This is a genomic window from Micromonospora sp. DT233, from assembly GCF_049841815.1.
GTDB lineage: Bacteria > Actinomycetota > Actinomycetes > Mycobacteriales > Micromonosporaceae > Micromonospora.
In genome coordinates, this window is record NZ_JBNCLB010000010.1 from 99,380 (window position 1) to 123,335 (window position 23,956).

Sequence of the window (23,956 nt, forward strand, 5' to 3'; positions counted from 1 at the left end):
TTGGGGGGGGGGGGGGGGGGGGGGGGTGGGGGTGGGGGGGGGGGGGGGGGGGGGGGGGGCCCGCCCCCCCCCCCCCCCCCCCCCCCACTCCCGGAGGTCACGCCCGGGACTTGTCCTGCTTCCACGACAGCGGGCCGGGCAGGTCGACGCGGTGTGCCTTGGCCTTGGAGTTCCACGACCAACGGCCGATCTTGATGCTCCACGAGGAGAAGCCGTTCTCGGTGAAGTTGAGGATCAGCGGACCGTACTTCTTGCGCTTGCGGAACATCAGGCCCATCGCGGGCCTCCCTTCATCGTCGTTACCTGCCCTGTCGCGAATGAACATGCCCGAACCGCCGATTCGCGAAACCCCGTCACCGTCCGGACTGGACCGCGCGGCTGGCCGGGCCGTGCAATCTCCACCAAACGGGTGGGTGATGTGGGGGCGTGATCCGCTGGTGAACGCCGTGTCTACACCCGTCGGATGACTGTCTTCCCAGCAGGTGGAAGATCGTTGACCGGCCGCGCGGCGCGCGGGCAGCATGAGTCCATGTCGCAGCGGGACGAGCTTCGCCGCACGGTGCGCTCGCACGTGGAGCTGGCCCGCCCACCGCAGCGGCGCGGCGACGGGGTGCCCACCATGGACCGGTCGACGGCCGGGGCCATCGAGCTGCGCCCGGTCGACACCGACCTGCTCGGGGCCCTGCTGCGCCGCCGTGCGGGCACCGTCACCGTCGTCACCGCCCCGGGGCTTCCCGTCCGCCGAGGCCGCGCCTCACTGGCACCGGCCGGCTGCACCGCCACCTCGTTCACCTCGGCGTCGTCGGATCCGCCGCTGGTGTCGTTCTGCCTCGACCGGGCCTCGTCGAGCCGTCCGACGATCGAGCGCACCGAGCACCTGGCCGTGCACCTGCTGCCCTCCGGCCAGCGTGAGGCCGCCCGCGCCTTCGCCGCCGAGGTCGACCGCGCCTTTGTCGACGCCGCCGAGGCCGCCCGCGTCTTCGCCGCCGCCGATGCCGGCCGGCGCGCGGGGCGTCCGGGTTGGACCGTCGGCCCGTTCGGGGTGCCGCTGCTCGACGCGGCGCTGGCCGTGCTGCTCTGCCGGGTGGTGCACCGGGTGACGGCCGGCGCCCACACCGTCGTCATCGCCGAACCGCTGGCCCTCGGGGCGGGGCAGGGCGGCCCGGGTCACCGGGCCCAGGCGGGCGCGCGGTGCCGGCGGGCCGACGTCAGCGGGGCTGCCAGGCATCCGGGCGGGCGATCAGCCGCCGCACGTGACTCGGCAACCGGCCACTGATCATCTCCGCCAGGCTGACCTCGTCGACCACCTGCCGCACCGCCGCCCGGACGGCCACCCAGAGCCGGGGCAGGTTCTCCGCCGCCCCCTCGTAGCTGGTCTCCTCGGGGCGCATCCCGCGCACCCCGGCCAGCGGGCCGTCGACCGCGCGCAGGATCGCGCCGATGCTGACCTCCTTCGGCGGTCGGGCCAGCGTGTAGCCGCCCTCCGCGCCCCGCTGGGCCCGGACCAGCCCGGCCCGGCGCAGGTCGGCCAGGACCGCCTCCAGGAACTTGCGCGGCATGTCCTGCTCCGCCGCGATGGCCTGGGTGGAAAGCAGGGAAGGGTACGCGGTGGCCAGGCTCAGGGCCGCCCGTACCGCGTAGTCGCCGCGCGCGGAGATCTGCACCCCCTCATCATGCCCGCCCCGACCGGCCCGGCGGGGCGGTGGGCGGCGGGGGGCCGTACCGCCGGGCCCGCCGCCTTGTCCTGCCACCCCGTCGCCGTAGGCGGCCGGTCACGGCCGTTGCGGTACGGCGCCGATCATGGCCGTTGCGGTACGGCGGCCGCCCGCGGTCGTGGCGCCACGGTGGCCGGCCGCGACTGCCCCGGGGCGGTGGCCGGGCGCGACTGCGCCGGGGCGGTGGCCGGCTGCGGCTGCGCCGGCCCGGGGGCCGTTGCCGTTCGCGGGGCCGGTCGGCCCCGGGCCGCCCGGAACGCGCCCGGACTGACACCCGCCTCGCGAGTGAAGAAGCGGCCGAAGTTGGTCGGCTCGGGGAAGCCGAGCCGGCGGCCGATCTGGGCGATCGGCTCGTCGGTGGCGGCCAGCAGCCGGCTGGCCTCCAGGGCCACCCGCTCGTCGATCACCTGCTTCGCGCTGCGCCCGGTCACCGCCAGGCAGGCCCGGGTGAGGGTACGCACCGAGCAACCGATCAGCGCCGCGTAGTCCTCCACCCGGCGGGTGTGCCGGTAACCACGCTCGACCGCGTGGCAGAGCTGCTGGAAGGTCCGATTCTCGGCACGCGACCGCCCGGCCCCCGTGGTGTCAACTGCCCCCGTGCCGTCCGGCGCGGTGGGGATAGTGGCGTCCGGGGCGGCGCGGGCCGTGGCGTTCGGCGCGGTGGGGGAGAGCAACGTGAGGCGTAGGAGCAGCACGGCGAGGCGGTGGCGCAGCAGGGCGCGGGCGGCGGGCACGTCCGGTTGCCGGCGCACGTCCACCGCCAGCCGGGTCACCTCGTCCAGCATCTCGTGCCCGTCCTCGCCGGTGAGCTGCCGGTACGTCGGCACGACGCCGTCGTCGTCGACGTCGAGGGCCGGATCTCGGGGCAGGGCGGCGGGCGTCCAGCGCAGCACCACCGCGTCGAGCGCAGCCCCGAGGCAGCGCAGCACCTGGCCGGGGCGGGTCCGCAGCAGCGTGCCGGGTCGGCAGGGCAGCGGCCGGAAATCCACCTCGACGGTCCCGTGGCCGCCGGTGACCAGGACGAGGAGTTCCGTGTCGAGCAGGACGGGACGCCGCCACTGCGGATCCGGGGTCAGGTCGCCGAGCGCGAGGGCGGCGATGCCGACGGCACGGGCGGCGGCGGCAGGCTCGGCGGCTGGGGCGGTCGCGGGGGCGGGGCCGGCGGTGTCGGTCCCGGGCGCGGGCGCGGGCGCGGGCGCGGGCCGGAGTTTCGCCAGGCCAGAGCGGGGCGTCGACTGGTCGGCGGGGCTTGCCGGGGAGGATTGACCGGAGGGGACCATCGCCTGCGACGGTAGCCCGCGTCCGAGGCGGTCGCATCCCGACGCCAACCGGCGTCGGCCGCGCTCGGTGGGGGCGCGGTCTCGGGCTGGCGCGCGGGCTGCGGCGGTTCGCCCCTCGGTGCTTGTCGGCGGTGCGGCGGCGGATTAGGTTACCGATCGGTAGCGCCTTGGTCCGGCGGACCACCGGCGGCCCCGCGACGGCGATGGGATGGGCATGACGGATCTGTTCTCGGTCGAAGGCAAGACTGTGCTGGTCACGGGGGGCTCACGGGGCATCGGGCTGATGATCGCGCGGGGCTTCGTGCGGGCCGGCGCGGACGTGATCATCTCCTCCCGGAAGGCGGACGTCTGCGCGGCGGTGGCCAAGGAGCTCTCCGCCGAGGGTCGCTGCGCGGCGATCCCCGCCGACCTCGGCCACGACGAGGGGGCCGAGGGGCTGGCCGCGGCAGTCCGGGAGCGGGTGGAACGGCTCGACGTGCTGGTCAACAACGCCGGGGCCACCTGGGGTGCGCCGCTGGAGTCGTATCCGCCGGCCGCGTTCGACAAGCTCTGGGCGGTCAACGTCAAGGCCGTCTTCCGGCTCACCACCGCACTGCTGCCGGCGCTGCGCGCGGCGGCCAGCGAGGACGACCCGGCCCGGGTGATCAACATCGGCTCGGTCGACGGCATCCGGGTGCCGGCGATGGAGGTGTACGCGTACTCCGCGACCAAGGCGGCCGTGCACATGCTCACCCGCAGCCTCGCCCACCAGCTCGCCGGCGAGCGGATCACGGTCAACGCGATCGCGCCGGGGCCGTTCGAGAGCAAGATGATGGCCTTCGCCCTGGACGACCCGGACTCCCGGGCGGCCGTCGCGCAGCAGGTCCCGCTGGGCCGGATCGGGCGCCCCGACGACATGGCGGGCACCGCCATCTACCTGTCGTCGAGGGCCGGGGCGTACCTCACCGGCGCGGTCATCCCGGTCGACGGCGGGCTGACGACGCACGGCTGAGGGCGCACGGCGGGGCGCTGTGGGCGTACCACCGGGTTGAGAAGGTCGGAGCCGCGCGGACTCGGCAGATCCGCGCGGCTCCGGCTCGGTGCTGGTCAGCGGCCGGCGAGCAGCCGGTTCACCGCCGTGTCGACGTCCAGGTGGTCGGCCTCCCGGCCGCGCGGGACGACGACGTACGTCCGCCGCAGGAAGCGCACCAGGACGCTGCGCGGCACCTCGAACAGGGCGTTGCCGTCGGGCGACGACAGCGCCAGCGCGACGAAGTCGCCGCGCGGGGTGGCCCACGGCCAGACCCGGACGTCGCCGATACCGGCCGGCTCGTCCAGGCCGGTGACCAGCAGCTCGCGGGCGAAGGACCAGCTCACCGCCTCGCCGCCGGCAGACTCGGCGTGGAACAGGACATGGACCGCATACGGATCAGCAGGGTCGTAACGCAGGCTGGCACGCACCGGCAAGGCGGTGGCGTCAGGCGCGACGAGCCTTAGCGACGTCTCGACCTCTACGGTCGTCGGTCGAATGACACTCATGGACGTTCTCCCCCCGGCACCGCTGCGGAACGCGCGTGTCCCGCTTTTCCCATACTCAGGTGCTACTCCTGGCTACGCTCCGCCATACGCTGACTTCACCCAGTGGTGGGAAGGGGGTCGGAAACGCCGCTAGAATGTGAAAATTCTTGTACGATATCCGGTTTTGCCCAGTGGTTGATCCCGCCCGGTGTCGGGGTTGTTCAGACGTCGACTTACTCCGGTAACGTCCAGTGGTCCGATGGAGTGACGGGCCGGGGCGGCACTGGGAGACGAAATGGTCACGAACCGTTCCTCAGTGGATGCCTCGGCCCGGCCCGGCCCTCCGAACGGAGGGCTCCGCGCAGCCGAAAGGCGGAGGTGCGCAGTGCCCGAGGAAGAGCATGGCCGGGGTGGCCCGGACGGCACCGACAGCCCGGCGGTCGGCGGCGGGACGGCGGTCGCCGAACGCCGCCGGGGACGCCTGCGGCAACGGGTGCACACCACCCTCGACCTGATCCGGTCCAACCCCACCGGCCGCGTCACCCTCAAGATCGCCGTCTCCGTCGCCGGGGCGCTCGTCGTCGCCGTCGGCATCGCCCTGATCCCGCTGCCCGGCCCCGGTTGGCTGCTGGTGATCGCCGGGCTGGGCATCTGGGCCGTGGAGTTCCACTGGGCCCGCCGGCTGCTCGCATTCACCCGAGGGCACGTGCAGCGCTGGACCCGGTGGGTCACCCGCCAGTCGCTGCCGGTGCGGTTCGTCCTGGGCGCCGTGGGCCTGGTCTTCGTCTCCGTGGTGGTCTGGCTCTCGCTCAAGTACAGCCTGGGCATCGACCTGGTGGCCCGGGTGCTGCACTACCTCGCGACGCACTGACCGAGGCGCGGGCCGGCGCACCGGCCGGGGTGCCGACCCCGGATTCGCGGTCCGGTGACCCGATCGGGTAGAGTCAACGGCGCTGAGGGCGATTAGCTCAGTGGGAGAGCGCTTCGTTCACACCGAAGAGGTCGCTGGTTCGATACCAGCATCGCCCACTCTCAGTTCCGCAGGTCAGAGGCCGCTTCCCGGGTTCGGGAGGTGGCCTTTCTGCTGGTGTCCAACAGCGCAGTACGGCAACGGTGTCAGCGACCGAGCGAGTCGCCCAGACGCTTGAGGGCTTCTCAGATCGCCTTAGACGAGGCATGGGTGTAGATCTCCAACGTCACGGAGAATCGGGCATGCCGGAGGATCTGCATGGCGACTCTCGGGTAAACGTCGAGGTCGGCGAGCAGCGTTTCGCCGGTGCGGCGGGCGTCGTAGACGGTGATCGACTTGACTCCCGCCCTGTCGCACCGGGTCTGCCAGGAGCGTTGGAGGTTACGCGGCTCGATGGGTATGCCATAACGGGTGGTGAATACGAGGTCGGATTCCTGCCATGAGTTTCGGCGGCCTGTCGTGCCCCGTCGCGTTGTTCGCTTCGCAGTTTGAGTGCGGTCACCAGATGTTGGGAAACGAGGGCGTCGGATGCCTGGGTCTTGGTGTCGCGGTGGAGCAGCTTCCCCCGGATGCGTTGTAGCTGCCGGCCGATGGTCAACTTTCTGGCGTCGAGGTCGATGTCTTCCCAGGTCAGCCCCAGCGTCTCGCCCATTCAAGCTTGCGTCAAGCCGTCTTGGTGCGGCGGACCGGAAGGCGGCACGCCCTCAACCGAGCGGGTCAATGGCAGACGGGACGGCGGCGCATTATGCGGCTGCCTGGGTTCAACGGCCGATAGGACGCTGGCCGGATTGGGCACCGCATGATCCGCAGGCGTAGAGATGCTCAGAAACCCCGGTCCAGTATTGGTTACAGCCGCAGCTTTCGCACCACCCCTCAGTCTCGACATCCTGAGCGAAGAGCGGACGGGCCGAGGGGTGACCACGCAGGCTCCCGCAACCCTGGCACTCGTACACGAGTTCATCAAGTTCAGCGTGTCGAGTGCTTCCCATGCACCCCTGGCAGAAGGCCGGCACGTAATTCACTCCGTGACCCTACCGCGCTGGAGCGAGCGACCATCTGGGTGACGACGGGTGCGATCGGTAAGGGATGACCACGGACATCGGTGGCCGACTGGCGACTGTACCTAAATCGCTCCTCGGCGGTAGTAGGTCGGCGATTTCAGGCAGAGCTGGCAGGCGAGAACCAGTGGTTGCCCAGCACGCCCAGGCGGCTTCTCGCCGCAGCACAGGGATAGGTTCTCCACCTCGGGCGAGTCACCCTGGGCCATGGCCCTTCCGTACCGGCGCTCGCAGGCTCGTTTACTTGTCCCGTCGCGACGCGGGGCACTTCCACTCTCGGCCAATTCCACGGTTCCGCCCCGCTCGGCGACGACCTCAGGATGGTCGCCGGCCGGGATCCAGTTGACGCGGTCGCGGTGCCGGTACGGTAGCCAGGAGCCGTGCAGGATGCCCTCCAGCAGATGGTCGAGGTGAGGGCGCGGACCACACGGGAACACGGCGGTCGTGGCGGCTTTCTGGCGACTGTAGCTGCGGGGGTTCAACGTCGGGTAGAGGTGCAAGCGCCCGCACGGTACGGCCTTTCGGGTGACTGGGCAGCGACTCGTGCCAGTCCAGAGGTCCGCCCACCCACACCTCTGCGTCTCGAACGTGATGGCACCTGTGCCGATCTCTAGCCGGGGCGCGGCCAGGTATAGGCGGTAATCGCCGAGGGCAGGCACAGACAGGTGCGGTACCGGGTGCAGGAACGTGATGTCGTCGGCGCCACGGTCCGTGGTCCACACCACACGATCGCCGGTCTTGTGGAGTGCCCGTTGTCGGGCCTGGATGGTGCGCGGGGTCTCCTTGGAGTGCTGGATTTCGCCGGCCACGGTCAGCGCGGGGCCGACGGCCAGGACGTCCGGGCGGCGACGGGCGCGTGGCCGCCAAACCTCGACCTCCACTGTGCCGCCGGAGGACTCCCACGTGCGGGCCTTGCGCTCCTTGAGCGCCTTGTGGGTGTCGGTTTCGGGCTGATGTTCCGGGTGCGGCGAGCGGCCATCCTCATGGCGAAATATCGGGCCGTACCGTCCCTCTACGAAAGTCAGCCAGACCGGTGCACGAGGAAGTCGTTGTTGGGCCTGATAGCGCATGCAGAGCAGGCAGAGCAACTTTTTACCGCCGATCCCATGAGGGCGATCTTTGACAAGGCGGTCGCGAAGATCAGGCTCGTCGGGGTGCCCCCAGGCGGGCTGGCGTGGCTGCAACTCAATCATGGCGGACACGTAGAACACGCCGTCGTTGTAGGCGAGCGGGTCGAGTTGTTGCCAGACAGGTTGGGTCACTGGTCCCCCAAAGCGGCGGAGCTTCTGATTGCTCAGCCGAGTGAATCGGCAGAGCTGCATAGGTTGTCCTCCGAGGGTAACGGTCATGTCTGACAGTTCTCGCGAAGTACTACGCCATCTGAGCACGACCCAGGTCGCAGCCTGAAAACTTAAACCGCAGGTCGGTCCTCCTGGCTCGTGGCTGGTGAGCAGGTATCGGGGCGCTGTGGAAGCTGCCGACAGCAACGGTGACAGCGAGAGCCGGGACGAGGAGATCGCCGGCGGTCTGACCCAGACAAGCGCTCGAGGTTGCGATCATCGAGAGCATGCCGAACAGAGTTCGTAGAAGTTGCAAGCGATGGGTCTGTGTTCCTGTTGAGTCAGTGGGACCGGCGTGCGGCTTGTTCGACTTCTCGTAGGACGAGGCTGAGGGTCTGTGAGCGGCGGTCTGCGGGGAGCGTGGCCCATGCTCGTCGGGCGTGTGTGAGTCCGCCGGGGCGGTCGCCTGCTTTGGTCATCATGAGTGCGCGGTGTAGTTCGATGTGGGTGGCGAATCGGGTGAGCGTTGCGGGTCGGAGTCGGTCGGCGTCTGTCTGGGCTTGCTCGCCGGGGCGGACCATGCCGAGTCGGGCGTAGAGCATCGATCGGAAGGTGGCCATGCGCCAGGCCGGCACGGCGGCGTCGGAGATTTCGTCGTCCGGTGAGCCGGTGAGGTCGAAGACGCGTCGGGCGTCCTGGTCGGCGGCGATGGCTGCGGCGGTGTCGCCCCGGGCGGCGGCGACGTGTGCGCGGGCCATCAGCGCCTGAAGTCGGCCGAGGGAGGGGCGGTCGGAGAGGGCGAGTGCTTCGTCTGCGTACCGCTGGGCGGTGGGGAGGGCCGCGCCTTCGTAGGCCAGGGCGATGGCGGCCCGGCCGCGTACCCAGACTCGGACGGCCAGGTCGTCGGAGCGGTCGGCGGCGATGCGGGCGGTGTCGTACCAGCCGATGGCCTCTGCCGGGTCCTTGGTGGTCTTGCCGTAGGTGGTGAGTGCGCGGGCGGCAACGGCCCACATCGTCGGGGTGTCGAGTTGTTGTTGCAGGACGACGAGGTCGCCGGCGAGGCGGGTCTGTAGGGAGTCGGCCCCGATTTCCATGTAGTCGCGGCCGTACTGGTCGACGCGGTCTCGCCAGCGGTCCTCGTCGTCTCGTTGTCCGGCCAGGGCGGCGGTGAAGCCGGAGCGGATGAGTTCGTTGGCGGCGATCGGGCCGATGGTGGCGGCGGCGAGGAGGTCTCTGCGTTTCACGTCCGGGTCTCCCAACGCTCGCGCGTAGGCGAGCACGATGTCCGGCGTCGCGGTCCGGCGTCCCGCTTCGACGTTGCTCAGGTGCGAGGCGGAGTAGCAGGTGCGGGCCGCGATGGAGGCCAGCGTAACTCTCGCCTCAATGCGAGCCTGCCTCAGTTGTGCGCCGAGGTCATCCATCGGTCCCCTGCTGAAAGCGTCCGGAAGCATCGAAGCAATTCCACATCGTAGTCGTGCCATCGCCCCAGCGTTCGACTTCACCTAGGTCACGATCTATCATTTCCCATGCACTGTCGGTAGTGGTTGTCTGCTGATGAGAGCTGGTGCGGTCGTCCTTCCTCTAGTGGGAGCGTCGTGGTGTCGTACGTCGATCCGCGGTTCGGGGCCCGGTTGCGGGCGCTGCGCGCCGACCGGGGTCTGTCGCTGCGGGCGCTCGGGCAGCTCGCGCACCGGGGCAAGAGTCACGTGCACGATCTGGAGACGTCCACCAAGGCCCCGACGCCCGAGACGGCCCGTCATCTTGATGAGGTCCTTCGGGCCGGCGGTGCGCTCGCGCGGCTCGTCGGTCAGCCTGTCGACCATGACGCCGAGGCCGATGACCTGCCCGCCCGCGTGCGGGCCAGCGACGTCAGCGCCGAGACGCTCGCCCGGATCGAGGCGAGCGTCGACGACCTGGCCAGCGCGTACGCGACGACCCGGCCGGTGGACCTGCTCCCGCAGGTGCGGACGCACCTGGCGTATGTGGGCCGGCTGCTCGACGGTCGGGGGACGCTGACGCAGCGGCGGCGGCTGATCATCGCCGGCGGCTGGCTGACGGTGCTGCGGGCGACGGTGCACATCGATCTTCAGCAGCGGTCTGCGGCAGGTGCGCACCTAGTCGCCGCCGCCACCCTCGCCGACCATGCCGAACACGCGGAGATTCAGGCGTGGTGCCTGGAGACCCGGGCGTGGGACCTGCTCACCCAGGGCGAGCATCGGCAGGCGATCGGCCTGTCTCAGCAGGCCCAGCGGGTGGCACCTCGGGGGAGCTCGGCGCAGATCCAGGCGACGGCCCAGGAGGCGCGGGCGTGGGCGCGGGTGGGTGACGTGCGGCGGACCCGTGACGCGCTGGACCGCCTGGAACGGCTTACCGCGAACCTGCCCGTGCCGGAGCGGGCCGAGCACCATTACCGGTACGACCCGACGAAGGCGCTGGCATACACGGCGACGACGCTGTCGTGGGCGGGCGACCCGGCTGCCGAGCAGGTGGCCCGGGTGGCGTTGGCGGAGTTGGACCCGCGCGGGGACGGGGGCGACCGGCCGAGGCGGTCCGCCTCTGCCCGACTCGACCTGGCGTTGGCGCTGGTGGCCGCCGGCCAGCCCGACGAGGCCGGCGCGGTGGCCGCCGAGGCGATCCGGTCCGGGCGGGTGGCCCCGTCGAACTGGTGGCGGGCGCGCGAGGTGCTCCGGCGGGTCGAGCAGACCGGCACGGCGGAGGCGTCGGTGCTGCGCGAGGTGTACCAGGCGTACCGACCCGCCGACTGATAGAGGACAGCCGCCCTGGCCAGCGGACACCCAGCACCTTTGCGTGACCGTCTGATCGCTCGATGCTGTGTTCGAGGGTGGGATCAGCGCACACCAGGTGGCCGCGACCCGCTCGGAGCCGGGCGCGGTGGTGTCGGTCCTTCCAAGAGCACGCCGCCGCGCCCTCACACAGTGGAGGTGGGGCAGATGGGTGACGCCGAGCCGGTCGATGACCGGGGCGAGCAGGTCCAGGCGGCGGAGCGGGAGGCCGCACGGCAGCGCATCCTCGCGCAGGCTGAGGCGGAGCGGATACCGGTGGAGGAGACAACCCGGGCGGTACCCGATCGGCGGTGGCGTCGTGGGCAGCGGTGAGGTGTTGCCCGTGGGTAGGCGGGTGGCGTACTGGCGGGGGCGGCGGAAGTTGTCGCAGCAGGTCTTCGCCGATCGGTTGGGCAAGTCGAAGAGCTGGGTGGACAAGGTCGAGCGGGGGGTGCGGTCGCTGGACAAGGTGTCGACGCTGCGCGACATCGCCACCGTCCTGCGGATCGACACGGCGGTGCTGCTCGGCCGGGACGCTCAGCCCGCCGACGTGAGCGAGCGGGTCGAGGGCGTGGAGCGGATCCGGGAGGCGCTGTCGACGTACGAGATCGCCCTTGGTCGGCCGGCGGGCCGCCGTGTCGTGCCGGTGGGGCGGTTGGTGCGGGACGTGGAGCATGCGTGGGTGTTGTTCCAGCACGCCCGGTATCCGCAGGTGATCGCCGTGGTGCCGGGCCTGCTGGCCGGCGCGCAGCGCGTCCACGCCGACAGCCCGCACGCGGGTCGGGGGCTGTTGGTGGGGGTGTACCGGGTGACGGCGGCGCTGCTGGTCAAGCTCGGGGAGGCGGACCTGGCGTGGTTGGCCGCAGACCGCGCGATGACCACCGCCACCGGCAATCCGGTCCTCGTGGCGACTGCCACCGTTCAGCTCGGTCAGGCGCTGCGCGCGGGCGGGAGGACGCGGGCGGCGAAGTCGGCGGCGCTGGCCGCCGCGTACCGGATCGCCCCGCCCGACCCCGGCGCGGGTGGCCCCGCGGAGGTGTCGCTGTGCGGGACGCTGCTGGTGCAGGCCGCGTTGGCGGCGGCCCGGAGCGGCGACGACCACAGCGCCGCCGATCTGCTCGACGAGGCCGCCGACATGGCCGCCCGCGTCGGCGAGGGCCACGACCATCACCGGACCGCGTTCGGGCCCACGGCGGTGGACCTGGCGCGGGTCGCCGCCGCCCTCGAGCTCGGCAACGCGGCCGAGGCGGTGGCCTGGCACGAGAAGACCACCGGGCGGGACGCCTGGCGGTGGCTGCCCGTCGAACACCGCGCCGCCCACCTCATCGACGCCGCCCGCGCCTACCTGCACACCGACGACCCCGCCACCGCCGGCCGCAGGCTGCTCGACGCCGAGCGGACCGCGCCGTCCGAGATCCGCCACCGCCCCGCCGGGCGGGGCGTCCTCGCCCAGGTGGTCCGCGACCCGGCCGCACCCGCCGCGACCGTCCGGCTTGCCGCCGAACTCGGGATCACCTGAGCATGACCGGACCGTTTTTGACCCTGGCGCAGATCCGCAACCGACTGATCCTCACCGCCCGAACGGTCCTGCGCCAGCACCGGCCCGGACCCGACGGCCGCTGCCGGGTCTGCCGCATCCAGGACTGCCCGGTGGCCACCGCCGCCCGCAACCTGCTGCTCGGCCTTTCGCGGCAGCCGTGAGGAGCGTCCGGGGGTCACGCCCGGCTCAGACCGAGCGCCTCGTCCACCCGGTCCAGCACTGTCACGTCGTCGTGGCCGACGCCGCGCAGCAGGTCGATCGCGGTCGCCCGGATCTGCCCGACGATCATGGTGACCGGCAGGGGTGGGTCGGTCCGCAGCAGGCCAGCGGCGATCCGTACCGCCTCCAGGGCCGCCGCGTCGGCCCGCTGCGCGTGCCGGTCGGCGTCGGTGCCGCTGAGGTCGCGGGCCAGGGCCTCCCCGGCGGACCGTACGGCGGTGGTCAGCGCGTCGATCGAGGCGCCCAGCTCCGGCGGCGTGGCGGTGTGCCGGCGGGTCAGGGTCGAGCCGGCCCGGGCCAGCACCCGGATGTTGCGGGCGGCATAGTCGAGCTGCCGCAGCGTCGCCTCCACCTCGACGAGCTTGCCCAGGTGCCTGCGGCGCAGCCCCAACCGCAGCGTCTCACCGGTGGCGAGTACGGCGGCCTGTAGCTGGGCGACGCAGTCGTCCACCTGCCGGGCCTGGTCCAGCGCGGCGCGGGCGGCATCCTCGTCGCAGTCCCGCAGCGCCACGTTCACCTGGGCCAGCAGGTCGGCCAGGTCGGTGTAGCTGCTCCGGGCCTGCGCCACCAGCGGCGCCAGCGGGTCGCGGGCGGCCATCAGCTGGCTGGCGGCCAGCGCCACCGCACCGCCGATGAGCGCGTCGACGAAGCGGAACGGCATCAGCGTCCCGCTCGGGGCGGCGACCACGACCAGGTACATGGCCGAGACGGTGGCCTGCACGACCAGGGCACGGCGGGCCCCTATCGCCACGAGCGTCGTGGTGGTCAGCAACAGCACCAGCAGGACCGTCCCGGAGCCCGGGCCCAGGGCGTACACCAGCACCTCCGCGACGAGCACGGCGGCGGCCACGGCGAGCAGGATCTCGACGGTCTGCCGCAGCCGTCGCCCGCGGGACTCGCCGAGCACGACGAGCGCGGCGGTCGGGGCGAAGAACGGGTCCGGGTGACCGATCACCACCGCCGCCACGAGCCAGGCGACCACCGCAGCGGCGGTCAGCTCGACCACGGTCATCCCGTCGCCCCGCAGCCGCGCGACGGCGTTGCGCCTCCAGGTCCGCACCGGCGGCACCCCCATCCCCGGGCGGACCGGGACCGGCCGCCGATTGATCTTCCGCGAGGAGGGCCACTACCCTGGCCGTGACCTGCCCAACCGCTCGGGTGGCGGACGGCACGCGAGCGTTTGAGCAGGTCACGGCCACAGTCGCCGGCCCTGCGTTGGCGAGCCGGGACGTTGGTGCCGATGGGTAACATGATGGCCGTCCTGCGGTGGCCTCAGGAGAGCGGATTTGATGAAGTTCCTTCTCACGTCGGGGGGCGTCTGCAACCCGAGCATCTCCGACGCGCTCGTCGACCTGCTGGGCAAGCCGATCGCCGAGGCCACGGCCCTGTTCGTGCCCACCGCTGTCCACCCCTTCCCCGGCGGGGGCGAGAGGGCGTGGAAGGCGATCCACGGCCAGGCTTCGATCCCGCTGACCCAGCTCGGTTGGAAGTCCCTGGGGCTGTTGGAGCTCAGCGCGCTGCCGACCATCCGAGAAGAGAACTGGGTCCCGGCGGTCCGGGAGGCCGATGCCCTGCTGGTCTGGGGCGGCGATGTGCTGTACCTGACCTACTGGCTGCGCCAGTCGGGCCTGGCCGACCTCCTGCCGTCGCTGAGTGACACGGTCTATGTGGGGGTCAGCGCCGGGAGCATCGCGGTCACCCAGTACAACTGCGACGCCGAATTCGACCTTCAATTCGTCCCCGACGACAGCGACATGGCGCAGGGTGCCGACCGGGCGTTGGGGCTGGTCGATTTCACGCTGTATCCCCACCTCAATCATCCGACCATGGAGGACACCGACCTGTCCGACATCCAGAAGTGGGCGTCCGGAATCCCGGTCCCGACCTACGCCATCGACGACAACACCGCCATCAAGGTGGTCGACGGCACCGTCGAGGTCGTCTCCGAAGGTGACTGGCAACGGATCAACCCCTGACCGAGCCGTCCCTACAGCCGGGCCAGCCCTGCACAGGGCGGCGGGTCCACAACGACGAACGGCGGCAGCGGCACGGTACGGCGGCCAGGTAGGTGATCGGCGGGGCGAACGGCGTCGTCGACCGGGTCGGGTCGCAGGTTTCGCCTAAAATCAGCGGCGTGAATTCGCCCCTGGACACCCTGCCGAAGATCGGTGCGCCGGCGACGCGCGCCCTGAACAACGCCGGCTATTCGGCGCTGCGGGACCTTGTCGGGGTGCCGCGCGCGGAGTTGGCCAAGCTGCACGGCATGGGGCCGAGAGCGCTCGGGATCATCCAGAGCGCGCTGGAGCAGCAGAATCTGAGCCTGGAATAGGCGCGAGGAGTGCACCATCGCCGTGAGGGCAGGCCGAGGCTGCCCGAGGTATGCCAAACGTCACCGGCTGCTAGCGTTCGCCGCCTTTGGAACCCTTTTTTCGCCAGCGTCGTCGATCACCGACCGGTTCGTGAGGTACGGGTCGAGCCGTTCCTGATGGCCCGACACCCGCTGCCGGTCGCGCAGGTCCGGCACCCGTGGCAGGGCTGCGACGAGTGGTTGCTGCTGCTCTCCGCCGTCCGGTACGAGCATTCCCAGTTCACGGCGGTACGTCCGGTCGCGCCCTTGCCGACCCGGTAGCCGCACGCCGCATGGCACCGAAGCCATTGACGCTCTTCGTTGTAGCGGTGATAGTGACTGCAGAGAGAACTCCCGTCGGATCGCCCACCTGCCTACCGCCACGGCGGGGAGCGCCAGCGGGACACCGCTGGAGGGGTCGATGAAGAGAAAACCGAAGATCTACGCGGCACTGGTGGCCGCCATCGTCCCGGCCGCCGCCGTGATCATGGCACTCGGCGCGACGCCGGCCGACGCCGCGGTCGGCGGTTCCGGCCCTTACCCCGCCGACTACGAAACCTCGGCCACCCTGGCCAACCACACCATCTTCCGGCCGCAGACGCTTCCGGCGGAGCGCCTGCCCATCGTCGTCTGGGGCAACGGTGGCTGCTCGGCCAACGGCCTCTCGCAGGGCAACTTCCTCCGCGAGATCGCCTCCCACGGCTTCCTCGCCATCGCCAACGGAGCGCCGAACGGATCCGGCTCCACCAACGCCCAGATGCTCACCCAGTCCATCGACTGGGCGGTTGCCGAGAACTCCCGGCAGGGCAGCAAGTACTACGGCAAGCTCGACACGACGAAGATCGCCGTCGCGGGATTCTCCTGCGGAGGGCTGGAGGCATACGCCGTCTCCAACGACCCCCGCGTCACCACGACCGGCATCTTCAGCAGCGGCCTGTTGAACGATGCCGATGACTACCAGCTCAGGAGGCTGACCAAGCCGATCGCCTACTTCGTCGGCGGGCCCAGCGACATCGCGTACCCGAATGCCATGGACGACTGGGGCAAGCTGCCGGCCGGGCTGCCCGCCTTCATGGGCAACCTGAACGTCGGGCACGGCGGCACCTACGACCAGCCCAACGGCGGCGAGTTCGGCCGCGTGGCGGTGCTCTACCTGAAGTGGCGCCTGAAGGGGGACACCACCGCCGGGGCCAACTTCGTCGGCCCCGACTGCGGGCTGTGCCGCAGCCAGTGGACGGTCCAGCAGAAGAACCTGACCCTCGACGGCGACCCGCCGCCCACCAGCCCGCCGCCGACCAGCCCGCCGCCGACCAGCCCGCCGCCGACCAGCCCGCCGCCGACCAGCCCGCCGCCGACCAGCCCGCCGCCCACCAGCCCGCCGCCGACCAGTCCGCCGCCGACCAGTCCGCCGCCTACCGGGGCCCCCGCCTGCACCGCGGTCTATTCCGTGCAGGACCAGTGGAACGGGGGATTCGTCGCCACCGTCAGCGTCACCGCCGGAACCACCGCGCTCACCGGCTGGCGGGTCACCCTCAACCTGGGCAGCGGCGTGTCGGTCAGCTCGTTGTGGAACGGCGTTGCCAGCGGCACCAGCGGCACCATCACCGTCGTGAACCAGGGCTACAACGGGTCGTTGGCTGCGGGGCAGGCCACGAGTTTCGGCTTCCAGGGCACGGGGAGTGGCGGCGCAGCCACCGTCACCTGCACCGGAAGCTGAGGCGGCCCAGACAATCATCGATTGACATGATCGTCACTGGACGGTTACCGTCCACCTTCTGACGAAAGGTCCCCGCTCATGTCGGTCGTACCGTCTGTCGCTTTCCGTCCCCGGGCCCCGCGTCGCGTCGCCGCGGTCGCCGTCGCCGCCCTCGCCGGGATCAGCCTGGCCGTGGTGAACGCCCAGCCGGCCTCGGCCGGCCCGCCGGGCATTCCGTCGAAGGCGACGGCGCAGTCGCAGCTCAACGCCCTGACCGTGGCGGCGCAGGGCTCCTCCAGTGGCTACTCCCGTGATCTCTTTCCGCACTGGATCACGGTCAGCGGCAGCTGCAACACCCGCGAGCAGGTCCTCAAGCGCGACGGCACCTCCGTGGTGACCGACAGCTCGTGCGCCGCCACCTCCGGCCGCTGGTACAGCCCGTACGACGGGGCGAGCTGGTCGGCGGCCTCCGACGTCGACATCGACCACGTCGTGCCGCTGGCCGAGGCCTGGCGCTCCGGCGCCAGCTCCTGGACGACCAGCCGCCGGCAGAGCTTCGCCAACGACCTCACCCGTCCGCAGTTGATCGCGGTGACCGACAACGTCAACCAGGCCAAGGGCGACCAGGACCCTTCCACGTGGCAGCCGCCCCTGTCGTCGTACCGGTGCGCCTACAGCAAGATGTGGATCACGGTGAAGTACAACTGGGGCCTGACCCTGCAGTCCTCGGAGAAGTCCGCGTTGCAGACCATGCTCAACACCTGCTCCTACTGACGCCGGAGGGCTGAAGAGCCCGGCGCGGCCTCAGCGGCGCTCTCCGCTGCTGGCCGTCGCCGGGGCCTCGGCCCGTCCCGGGGGCGCCACGGCGGCCAGCTTGGCCACCTGCGAGGCGCCGACGCAGAGCAGCACCAGGACGGCCGCGACGAGGGTGACGGCGTCCACGGCCTGGCCGAGCAGAAGGCCGGCCCAGCCCACCGTGAGCAGGGGTTGAAAGAGTTGCAGTTGGCTGCCCTTGGCGATGCCGACCAAGGCGAGCCCCGGATACCAGGCGCAGAAGCCGATGAACATCGAGAATACGGAGACGTAGGCGAAGCCGATCCATCCGGCCCTCGACACCTCGCCTGCGGGGCTGAGCAGGATGGCGGCGATCGTCGCGGGCAGTGAGACGGGCAGCGTGATCAGCAGCGCCCAGGAGATGACCTGCCACCCCGGCACCGCCTTGGCCAGCCTTCCCCCTTCCGCATAGCCGAGCCCACCGGTCACCAGCGCCGCGACCAGGAAGAGGTCCCAGGGGCCGATGCCGTCGAATCCGTGCCGGAAGGTGAATACGGTGATCACGACTGCGCCGGCCGCGCAGGCAATCCAGAACAGCGCGTTCGGGCGTTCCTGACCGTGCAGTCTGCCGAAGATGGCCGTCGCCATCGGCAGCAACCCGATGACCACCGCGGCATGCGCGGAATCGGTGCCCCGCAGGGCGAGTGCCGTGAAGATCGGGAAACCGAGAACGACACCGAATCCGACGATCGAGAGGCTGCGGAGGTGTTGCCGACCGGGAAAGGGCGCCCGCGCCACCAGGAGGCAGGCCCCGGCCAGCACCGCAGCCACCACCGCCCGGCCGATCCCGACCGTCCAGGCGCTCAGATCCGCCACGGCGAGCTGGGTGGCGGGAAGCGTCAGCGAGAAGATGAGGACGCCCGCCCCGGCGAGAAGCAGCCCGGGGGCCCGCGACCCAGTTTTGTTCTCCACGGTCGACATTCGGAGATCCCCTCGCCGCCCAACCTGGACTCCGCGCGAGTCTAGGTGAATTCCGTCGATGCGCGGGGCAGGCGACAGCCGCGACCGCGCCGCGCAATCCCCGCATTCCGCAAATGACACGCTGATACCCTGGCCCCGAGTCGACGCTGCCGCCCGCGCGGGCGGGCACATCGACTCGGGCGGAGACGTCGAATCGCGCCGGGGGGCCTGTCACCGTGACCGTTGCCGCGCCCGACGCCGTCGACTCCCCGAACGAGGCCCGCATCGACCTGCGCGCCCTGGCCCACAACGTGCGTACCCTCCAGGACCGGGTGGGCGGCGCGGCGGTGATGGCGGTCGTGAAGGCCGACGCGTACGGGCACGGCATGGTGCCCTGCGCCGTCGCGGCGCGCGCGGCCGGCGCGCAGTGGCTGGGCGCGGCCCTGCCCACCGAGGCCCTCGAGCTGCGCGCGGCCGGCGTGCCGGGGCGGATCCTGACCTGGCTCTGGACGGTGAATGCCGACCTGACGCCGGTCGTCGCCGCCGACATCGACATCTCGGTCAGCGCGCGGTGGGCGCTGGACGTGGTCGTGGCGGCGGTCCGGCGCGCGGGCCGCCCCGCCCGCATCCACCTGAAGGCCGACACCGGCCTGAGCCGCAACGGCGCCAGCAGCGCCGAGTGGGGGCCGCTGGTCGACGCGGCGCTGGCCGCCCAGGCGGCCGGCGCGGTCGACGTGGTGGGGGTCTGGTCGCATCTGGCCTGCGCCGACGAGCCACGGCACCCGTCGGTGGCGGCCCAGCTCACGGCCTTCCGGCAGGCCGTGTCGGTCGCGGAGCGGGCCGGGGCCCGCCTCGAGGTGCGGCACCTGGCGAACTCCCCGGCGACCCTGCTGCTGCCGCAGTCGCACTTCGACCTGGTCCGGGTGGGGGTGGCGCTGTACGGGTTGTCGCCCGCCACCGCGCACGGCAGCTCGGCCGACTTCGACCTGCGGCCGGTGATGTCGCTGGCGGCGCGGCTGGCGGCGGTGCGGCAGGTGCCGGCGGGGACCGGGGTGAGCTACGGCCACCGGCACCGCACGTCGACGCCGACCACCCTGGGGCTGGTGCCGCTGGGCTACGCCGACGGCATTCCCCGGCACGCCAGCGGCCGGGGTCAGGTGCTCGTGGGTGCACACCGTCGGCCGGTCTGCGGCGTCGTCGCGATGGACCAGTTCGTCGTCGACCTCGGCGGGTCGGCCGCCGCGCCCGGCGACGAGGTGCTGGTCTTCGGGCCGGGCGACCGGGGCGAGCCCACCGCCCAGGACTGGGCGGAGGCGGCCGGGACGATCTCCTACGAGATCGTCACCCGGATCGGGGCGCGGGTGCCCCGGACGTACGCCCGCTGAGGCCGCGCCGGGCCCGGACCGCGCGGTGCGCACGGTCCGCGCCGCGCCGGGGCCGGACCGCGCGGTGGGCGCGGTCCGCAGGGCGCGCGGTGGGCGCGGGTGCCGGCACCTGTCATGCTCGGCAAGGTGAACACCGGCCACCCGAGAGGGCACCGCGTCAACCGTCCCGCCCGGCGCTGGATCGTCGGCGGTGTCGCCCTGCTCGCCCTGGCCGCCGCGCTGCTGGCCGTCGCCGTGCTCGTGGTGCCGCTGCTGCGGCCGCCGGGCCCGCGCCCACCGTTCCAGCTCCCCGTCGCCTGCGGTGAGACCTGGCAGCTCGGCACCTATCCCGGCCACGGCGAGTACGACGTCGACCTCTTCCCCACCAAGGGGGAGGCGTGGGGGCGGCCGGTGCTGGCCTCCGCCGACGGCGAGGTCACCGAGGCGGGGATCAACGGCGCGCTGGGCGGCCGTACGCCACAGGACCCGGACGGCCCGCGCGGCCGGGGCGGCGGTTACTGGGTGAAGATCGACCACGGCGGCCGGTGGGAGACGCAGTACCTGCACCTGCTCGAACCGCCGCCGGTGCGGGTCGGCCAGCGGGTCGTCCGGGGCGAGCAGATCGGGCGGGTCGGCAGCACCGGCGACTCGGGCGCCCCGCACCTGCACTACGAGCAGCGCCGGGGCTGGGAGAAGGTCGAGACCCACTTCGACGGGAAACCGTCCGGCATCACCGTCGACGACCGGGAGTACACGGTGCGGCGCAAGAGCAACAACTGCGCCCCCGGCCGGTCGTAGCCGTCGCCTGCACGGCCGGTGTCACCGGGGTGTCACCGGCCGCCCACACCGGTTGGCCTCCGGTGACGCCGGGGTGACGCCGGGCCGCAGAGACTTCGCTGGCATCACGTCGGCGAAGGAGAGCTCATGAGCGGAATGCGTCAGGCCCGGGAAGTGGCCCGATGACCACGGTACGCACGGTGTTGGCGATGCGGACCCGGCCGGGCTGTGAGCAGCGGTTCGAGGCGGCGTGGCGCTTCGCCGCCGAGCAGATCAGCACCCTCGACGGCTGCCTGCACCAGGATCTCGTCCGCGACGCCGACGACCCCCGCAGCTACCTGATCATCAGCGACTGGGCCGACCGCGAACGGCTGGACGCCTTCGGCCGCAGCGAACACCGCGACCACCTGCTGCGCGCGGTCCGCGACCTGCGCGAGTCCGCGCAGCGACACACCTATCAGGTCCTGTACGTCGTGCGCGGCGAGACCGGGGAGTCGCGATGACCGAGCAGCCCGTCCCCGCGTCGGAGCTCTACACCGACGCGTTCGCCGCCGACCCCTATCCCACCTTCGCCCGGCTGCGGGCGCACGCCCCGGTCTGCCCGGTCAGTTCGCCCCGGTTCGACTCGTACCTGATCACGGGGTTCGACGACGCGCGGGCGGCGCTGACCGACCCCCGGCTCTCCAAGGACCTCTACGGCCCCGACCGGCACTACCTGCGGCTCTTCGGGCCGAACTCCGAGGGCCTGAACAAGAACATGCTCAACTCGGACCCGCCGGAGCACACCAGGCTGCGCCGGATCGTGTCGCAGGCGTTCGCCCCGCGCCGGATCGAGGCGCTGCGGCCCCGGGTGGCGCAGCTGGTGGAGGCCCTGCTCGACAAGATCGCCCCCCGGGGCGAGGCGGAGCTGATGGGGGAGTTCGCCATCCCGCTGCCGATGATGGTCATCAGCGACCTGCTCGGTATCCCGGAGACCGACCACGAGCGGGTGCTCGACTGGACGCAGGTGATCAGGACGTCCGGGTCGGCCCACCGCAGCCCGCAGGAGGAACGGGCGGCGGTGCAGGAGGCGCAACTGCGGCTGCACCACTACCTCGCCGACCTGGTGCGCGCCCGCCGCGACCACCCGGCGGAGGACCTGATCAGCGCCCTGATCGCCGCCTGCGACCGGGACGGGGCGCTCTCCGAGGCCGAACTCGTCACCACCACGTTCCTGCTGCTCTTCGCCGGGCACCAGACCACCGCGGACTTCCTCGGCAACGCCGTGGTCGCCCTGCTGACCCACCCCGACCAGCTCGACGCGCTGCGGGCCCGGCCGGAGCTGCTGCCCGCGGCGATCGAGGAGCTGCTGCGCTTCGACGGCCCGCTGCCGGTGGCCAGCCCCCGGGTCGCCGCCGAGGACGTCGAGTACCGCGACGTACGCATCCCGCGCGGGTCGATCGTCGGCGTGGTGCTCAACTCCGCCAACCACGACCCGGCGCACTTCGCCGACCCGGACCGCCTCGACCTGGGCCGCGAGCGCGGCCCGCACCTCGGCTTCGGCCACGGCGTGCACTACTGCCTCGGGGTGTCGCTGGCCCGGATGGAGGCGCAACTCGCCCTCGGGGCCCTGCTGCGCCGGCTGCCGGGGCTGCGGCTGGCGGTGCCGGCGGGGCAGCTACGCCGGCTGCCGGCGGCGTCGCCGTTCCGGGGCCTGCTGGAGCTTCCGGTCCGGTTCGACCCGTGACGCCGGCAGCACCGTCCATTCGGTCAACGTCCAATCCATCGACAGGAGCAGCAATGGTCTTCCGATCCGTGATCGTGTGTCACATCGTGCCCGGCAGCGAGGGCACCGTCGGCGACGTCTTCGGCTACTACGACAAGACGACCCGACCGCAGGACCTCGGCGTGATCGGCCGCAGGCTGCTCTCCCTGGACGACCTCTACATCCACGTCATCGAGCGGAACATCGACCCGAGGACGTCGCTGGGCAAGGCCCGGGGGCTGCCCGCGTTCCAGCAGATCGCCGAGGCCATCGCCCCGTACGTCACCCCGTACCCGAAGGACTGGCAGAACCCGTCCGACTCCGTGGCGAAGGAGTTCTACAGCTGGGTGCCGGACGAGGAGGCGGCCCCGGCGGCGGAGGCCGGTGACGGGAACCTGACGGTCATCGTCGCCCGGATCAAGCCCGGCGCCGAACCCCACGTCGCGCGGGTCTTCGGCGAGTCCGACGCGGGGACCCTGCCGATCGAGCTGGGCGTCACCGGGCGCTGGCTCTACTCGATCGACGACGTCTACCTGCACCTGCTGGAACGCACCGACGCGGCGTTCGGCCAGGCCATGCGGGACAGCCACGACAAGCCGGCGTTCGCGCAGATCATGGCGGACCTGAACGCGTTCATCACGCCGTACGACCCGGAGACCTGGCGCGGCCCGGCCGACGCCGTGGCCAAGGAGTTCTACCGCTGGCGGGCCGAGGACTGAGCCCCGCCCCCCGGCGGCGGTGACGCCTCGTCGGTGGCCCGGCCGTGACGTCTCGCCGGTGGCCCGGCGGCCGGCGCGTGGCGGTCAGCCGACCGGCAGCCGGGGCATGTCGACGGGGTGGTGCACCAGCGCCGCCCGGCCCCGGTCCCGCTCGGCCGGTGCGCTCGGCCGGTGCGCTGTGGCGCTCGCCTCGACCAGGGCGGCCAGGCCGGGCACGTCCTGGGCGGTCGCCCGCTCCGCGGCGATCCGCAGGGCCAGCGGCCGTCCGCCGCAGCGGCGAACCAGCTCGTACGCCGCCCCGGGCTCCGCGTCGACCAGGTCGCCGACCAGCCCGCGCAGCAGCTCGACCCCGGCCTCGGTGCTCAGCGGACCCAGCACCAGCCGGCGTGCGCCGTGCCGCACGACCAGCTCGGCGAGGCTGTCCCCGCTGGTCACCAGCACCAGGCAGCCGGGCGAGGCGGGCAGCAGCGGGCGGATCTGCTCGGTGGTGTCCGCGTTGTCCAGCAGCACCAGGACGCGCCGGCCGGCCAACCGGGTGCGGTAGCGGGCGGCCAGGGCGGCGGGGGTGCCGGGCAGGTCGGCGGTGGCGACGCCGAGGGCGTTGAGGAAGGCGGTGAGCGTCTCCGTCGGAGACGGCGCCCGCCCCGGGCCGTCGCCGCGCAGGTCGACGTAGAGCTGCCCGTCCGGGAAGCGGGCGGCCACCCGGTGCGCCCAGTGCACGGCCAGCGCCGACTTGCCGATCCCGCACGCGCCGCTGATCAGCACGGTCGTCATCGCCTGTCGGGCCGCGCCCTCGGTCAGCAGGCCGTCGAGGACCTTGCGGGCCTGGCCCCGCCCGGTGAACGGCAACACGTCCGGGGGCAGCTCGCGGGGCACGGGGCCGATCATGACGGGCGCCCACGGCACCGTGGCGACCGGCTCCCCCTCGTCCTGGAACTGGCAGCGGCGGGCCTGCCGCCACAGCACCGCGAAGGCGTCGACGTCGCCGCCGAGCGCCCGCACGATCTCGCCCACCACCTCCCACCGGGCCGGGCGAGGGCGGACGAAGGCCGCGTGGATCGAGGTCGGGTTGATCCCTGCGGGCCGACCCGGCGCGCGGGTCAGCTGTTGCAGCCGGCGCAGACTCGGCTGGCCGGCGGCGAGGTGGAGCTCGTGCAGCTGCTCGTAGAAATCGGCCAGAGGACCCGTTGGTACGAGCGGACGGGTGAGCCGGCCCATCGGCGTTCTCCCCAC

Annotated in this window: 27 protein-coding genes and 1 tRNA gene; 18 read left to right on the plus strand and 10 right to left on the minus strand. The window is 72.2% G+C overall.

What is annotated here, in order from left to right; translation table 11 throughout:
- Nucleotides 1-97 precede the first annotated feature (97 nt).
- Nucleotides 98-277, minus strand: coding sequence for a DUF4236 domain-containing protein (locus ACLQ2V_RS20870; protein WP_425720212.1), 180 nt, complete (start codon nucleotides 275-277; stop codon nucleotides 98-100).
- 252 nt (nucleotides 278-529) lie between these two features.
- On the opposite strand from ACLQ2V_RS20870, the gene ACLQ2V_RS20875 reads away from it, so the two are divergent.
- A complete protein-coding gene (locus ACLQ2V_RS20875) occupies nucleotides 530-1,276 on the plus strand; it encodes a flavin reductase family protein (RefSeq protein WP_425720213.1) in 747 nt (248 codons plus the stop codon).
- Here ACLQ2V_RS20875 and ACLQ2V_RS20880 read toward each other — a convergent pair.
- Together ACLQ2V_RS20880 and ACLQ2V_RS20885 are read right to left on the minus strand one after the other, a co-directional pair.
- Entirely contained in the window at nucleotides 1,209-1,664 is a 456-nt protein-coding gene (locus ACLQ2V_RS20880) for an RrF2 family transcriptional regulator (protein WP_425720214.1), read from the minus strand. The genes ACLQ2V_RS20875 and ACLQ2V_RS20880 overlap by 68 nt on opposite strands.
- Before the next feature lie 134 nt (nucleotides 1,665-1,798).
- Nucleotides 1,799-2,995 (minus strand): helix-turn-helix domain-containing protein, encoded by a 1,197-nt coding sequence (locus ACLQ2V_RS20885; RefSeq protein WP_425720215.1) that lies wholly within the window; start codon nucleotides 2,993-2,995, stop codon nucleotides 1,799-1,801.
- Nucleotides 2,996-3,209: 214 nt separating this feature from the next.
- On the opposite strand from ACLQ2V_RS20885, the gene ACLQ2V_RS20890 reads away from it, so the two are divergent.
- Nucleotides 3,210-3,986, plus strand: coding sequence for a glucose 1-dehydrogenase (locus tag ACLQ2V_RS20890; RefSeq protein WP_425720216.1), 777 nt, complete (start codon nucleotides 3,210-3,212; stop codon nucleotides 3,984-3,986).
- 95 nt (nucleotides 3,987-4,081) lie between these two features.
- Here ACLQ2V_RS20890 and ACLQ2V_RS20895 read toward each other — a convergent pair whose 3' ends face one another.
- Nucleotides 4,082-4,513 (minus strand): SsgA family sporulation/cell division regulator, encoded by a 432-nt coding sequence (locus ACLQ2V_RS20895; RefSeq protein WP_425720217.1) that lies wholly within the window; start codon nucleotides 4,511-4,513, stop codon nucleotides 4,082-4,084.
- 274 nt (nucleotides 4,514-4,787) lie between these two features.
- Here ACLQ2V_RS20895 and ACLQ2V_RS20900 point away from each other — a divergent pair, with 274 nt between their 5' ends.
- A complete protein-coding gene (locus ACLQ2V_RS20900) occupies nucleotides 4,788-5,363 on the plus strand; it encodes a TIGR02611 family protein (protein ID WP_425720218.1) in 576 nt (191 codons plus the stop codon).
- 86 nt (nucleotides 5,364-5,449) lie between these two features.
- Nucleotides 5,450-5,521, plus strand: a tRNA-Val gene (locus tag ACLQ2V_RS20905).
- Between the two features lie 126 nt (nucleotides 5,522-5,647).
- Here the strand turns inward: ACLQ2V_RS20905 and ACLQ2V_RS20910 are convergent.
- From ACLQ2V_RS20910 to ACLQ2V_RS20920, 3 genes are all read right to left on the minus strand, one after another.
- A complete protein-coding gene (locus ACLQ2V_RS20910; protein WP_425720219.1) occupies nucleotides 5,648-6,118 on the minus strand; it encodes a tyrosine-type recombinase/integrase in 471 nt (156 codons plus the stop codon).
- Between the two features lie 467 nt (nucleotides 6,119-6,585).
- Nucleotides 6,586-7,782 (minus strand): hypothetical protein, encoded by a 1,197-nt coding sequence (locus ACLQ2V_RS20915; RefSeq protein ID WP_425720220.1) that lies wholly within the window; start codon nucleotides 7,780-7,782, stop codon nucleotides 6,586-6,588.
- A gap of 359 nt (nucleotides 7,783-8,141) precedes the next feature.
- On the minus strand, nucleotides 8,142-9,221 hold the full coding sequence (locus ACLQ2V_RS20920; protein WP_425720292.1) for a helix-turn-helix domain-containing protein: 1,080 nt from the start codon (nucleotides 9,219-9,221) through the stop codon (nucleotides 8,142-8,144).
- A gap of 174 nt (nucleotides 9,222-9,395) precedes the next feature.
- On the opposite strand from ACLQ2V_RS20920, the gene ACLQ2V_RS20925 reads away from it, so the two are divergent.
- The 4 genes from ACLQ2V_RS20925 (at nucleotide 9,396) to ACLQ2V_RS20940 (ending at nucleotide 12,284) form a co-directional block, all read left to right on the plus strand.
- Nucleotides 9,396-10,565, plus strand: a complete 1,170-nt coding sequence (locus ACLQ2V_RS20925; RefSeq protein ID WP_425720221.1) for a helix-turn-helix domain-containing protein — start codon at nucleotides 9,396-9,398, stop codon at nucleotides 10,563-10,565.
- Between the two features lie 186 nt (nucleotides 10,566-10,751).
- Nucleotides 10,752-10,916: a hypothetical protein gene (locus ACLQ2V_RS20930; protein WP_425720222.1), complete on the plus strand. Its 165-nt coding sequence runs from the start codon at nucleotides 10,752-10,754 to the stop codon at nucleotides 10,914-10,916.
- A gap of 10 nt (nucleotides 10,917-10,926) precedes the next feature.
- Nucleotides 10,927-12,102, plus strand: coding sequence for a helix-turn-helix domain-containing protein (locus ACLQ2V_RS20935; RefSeq protein WP_425720223.1), 1,176 nt, complete (start codon nucleotides 10,927-10,929; stop codon nucleotides 12,100-12,102).
- Nucleotides 12,103-12,104: 2 nt separating this feature from the next.
- The gene (locus tag ACLQ2V_RS20940; RefSeq protein ID WP_425720224.1) at nucleotides 12,105-12,284 is read left to right on the plus strand and encodes a hypothetical protein; all 180 of its coding nucleotides are present in this window, start codon (nucleotides 12,105-12,107) and stop codon (nucleotides 12,282-12,284) included.
- Between the two features lie 14 nt (nucleotides 12,285-12,298).
- Here ACLQ2V_RS20940 and ACLQ2V_RS20945 read toward each other — a convergent pair whose 3' ends face one another.
- The gene (locus tag ACLQ2V_RS20945) at nucleotides 12,299-13,402 is read right to left on the minus strand and encodes an FUSC family protein (RefSeq protein ID WP_425720225.1); all 1,104 of its coding nucleotides are present in this window, start codon (nucleotides 13,400-13,402) and stop codon (nucleotides 12,299-12,301) included.
- A gap of 229 nt (nucleotides 13,403-13,631) precedes the next feature.
- On the opposite strand from ACLQ2V_RS20945, the gene ACLQ2V_RS20950 reads away from it, so the two are divergent.
- From ACLQ2V_RS20950 to ACLQ2V_RS20970, 5 genes are all read left to right on the plus strand, one after another.
- Nucleotides 13,632-14,318 (plus strand): Type 1 glutamine amidotransferase-like domain-containing protein, encoded by a 687-nt coding sequence (locus ACLQ2V_RS20950; protein ID WP_425720226.1) that lies wholly within the window; start codon nucleotides 13,632-13,634, stop codon nucleotides 14,316-14,318.
- A 158-nt stretch (nucleotides 14,319-14,476) separates the two neighbouring features.
- Nucleotides 14,477-14,671 carry a DNA-binding protein gene (locus ACLQ2V_RS20955; RefSeq protein ID WP_425720227.1) on the plus strand — a complete coding sequence of 65 codons (195 nt, stop codon included), beginning with the start codon at nucleotides 14,477-14,479 and terminating at the stop codon, nucleotides 14,669-14,671.
- A 156-nt stretch (nucleotides 14,672-14,827) separates the two neighbouring features.
- Nucleotides 14,828-14,971 carry a hypothetical protein gene (locus ACLQ2V_RS20960; RefSeq protein ID WP_425720228.1) on the plus strand — a complete coding sequence of 48 codons (144 nt, stop codon included), beginning with the start codon at nucleotides 14,828-14,830 and terminating at the stop codon, nucleotides 14,969-14,971.
- Between the two features lie 139 nt (nucleotides 14,972-15,110).
- A complete protein-coding gene (locus ACLQ2V_RS20965) occupies nucleotides 15,111-16,406 on the plus strand; it encodes a cellulose binding domain-containing protein (protein WP_425720229.1) in 1,296 nt (431 codons plus the stop codon).
- Nucleotides 16,407-16,484: 78 nt separating this feature from the next.
- A complete protein-coding gene (locus tag ACLQ2V_RS20970) occupies nucleotides 16,485-17,159 on the plus strand; it encodes an HNH endonuclease family protein (RefSeq protein WP_425720230.1) in 675 nt (224 codons plus the stop codon).
- Between the two features lie 30 nt (nucleotides 17,160-17,189).
- On the opposite strand, the gene ACLQ2V_RS20975 is transcribed toward ACLQ2V_RS20970, so the two are convergent.
- Complete coding sequence (locus ACLQ2V_RS20975) at nucleotides 17,190-18,140, minus strand: DMT family transporter (RefSeq protein WP_425720231.1); 951 nt, start codon at nucleotides 18,138-18,140, stop codon at nucleotides 17,190-17,192.
- Between the two features lie 215 nt (nucleotides 18,141-18,355).
- On the opposite strand from ACLQ2V_RS20975, the gene alr reads away from it, so the two are divergent.
- From alr to ACLQ2V_RS21000, 5 genes are all read left to right on the plus strand, one after another.
- Nucleotides 18,356-19,504: an alanine racemase gene (gene alr, locus ACLQ2V_RS20980; RefSeq protein ID WP_425720232.1), complete on the plus strand. Its 1,149-nt coding sequence runs from the start codon at nucleotides 18,356-18,358 to the stop codon at nucleotides 19,502-19,504.
- A 114-nt stretch (nucleotides 19,505-19,618) separates the two neighbouring features.
- Nucleotides 19,619-20,281, plus strand: coding sequence for a M23 family metallopeptidase (locus tag ACLQ2V_RS20985; protein WP_425720293.1), 663 nt, complete (start codon nucleotides 19,619-19,621; stop codon nucleotides 20,279-20,281).
- A 161-nt stretch (nucleotides 20,282-20,442) separates the two neighbouring features.
- Nucleotides 20,443-20,763 (plus strand): putative quinol monooxygenase, encoded by a 321-nt coding sequence (locus ACLQ2V_RS20990; RefSeq protein WP_425720233.1) that lies wholly within the window; start codon nucleotides 20,443-20,445, stop codon nucleotides 20,761-20,763.
- Complete coding sequence (locus ACLQ2V_RS20995; RefSeq protein WP_425720234.1) at nucleotides 20,760-21,986, plus strand: cytochrome P450 family protein; 1,227 nt, start codon at nucleotides 20,760-20,762, stop codon at nucleotides 21,984-21,986. Before ACLQ2V_RS20990 ends, ACLQ2V_RS20995 begins: the two co-directional genes overlap by 4 nt.
- Before the next feature lie 53 nt (nucleotides 21,987-22,039).
- Complete coding sequence (locus ACLQ2V_RS21000; RefSeq protein WP_425720235.1) at nucleotides 22,040-22,723, plus strand: TcmI family type II polyketide cyclase; 684 nt, start codon at nucleotides 22,040-22,042, stop codon at nucleotides 22,721-22,723.
- Between the two features lie 84 nt (nucleotides 22,724-22,807).
- Here ACLQ2V_RS21000 and ACLQ2V_RS21005 read toward each other — a convergent pair whose 3' ends face one another.
- Complete coding sequence (locus tag ACLQ2V_RS21005; RefSeq protein WP_425720236.1) at nucleotides 22,808-23,956, minus strand: NB-ARC domain-containing protein; 1,149 nt, start codon at nucleotides 23,954-23,956, stop codon at nucleotides 22,808-22,810.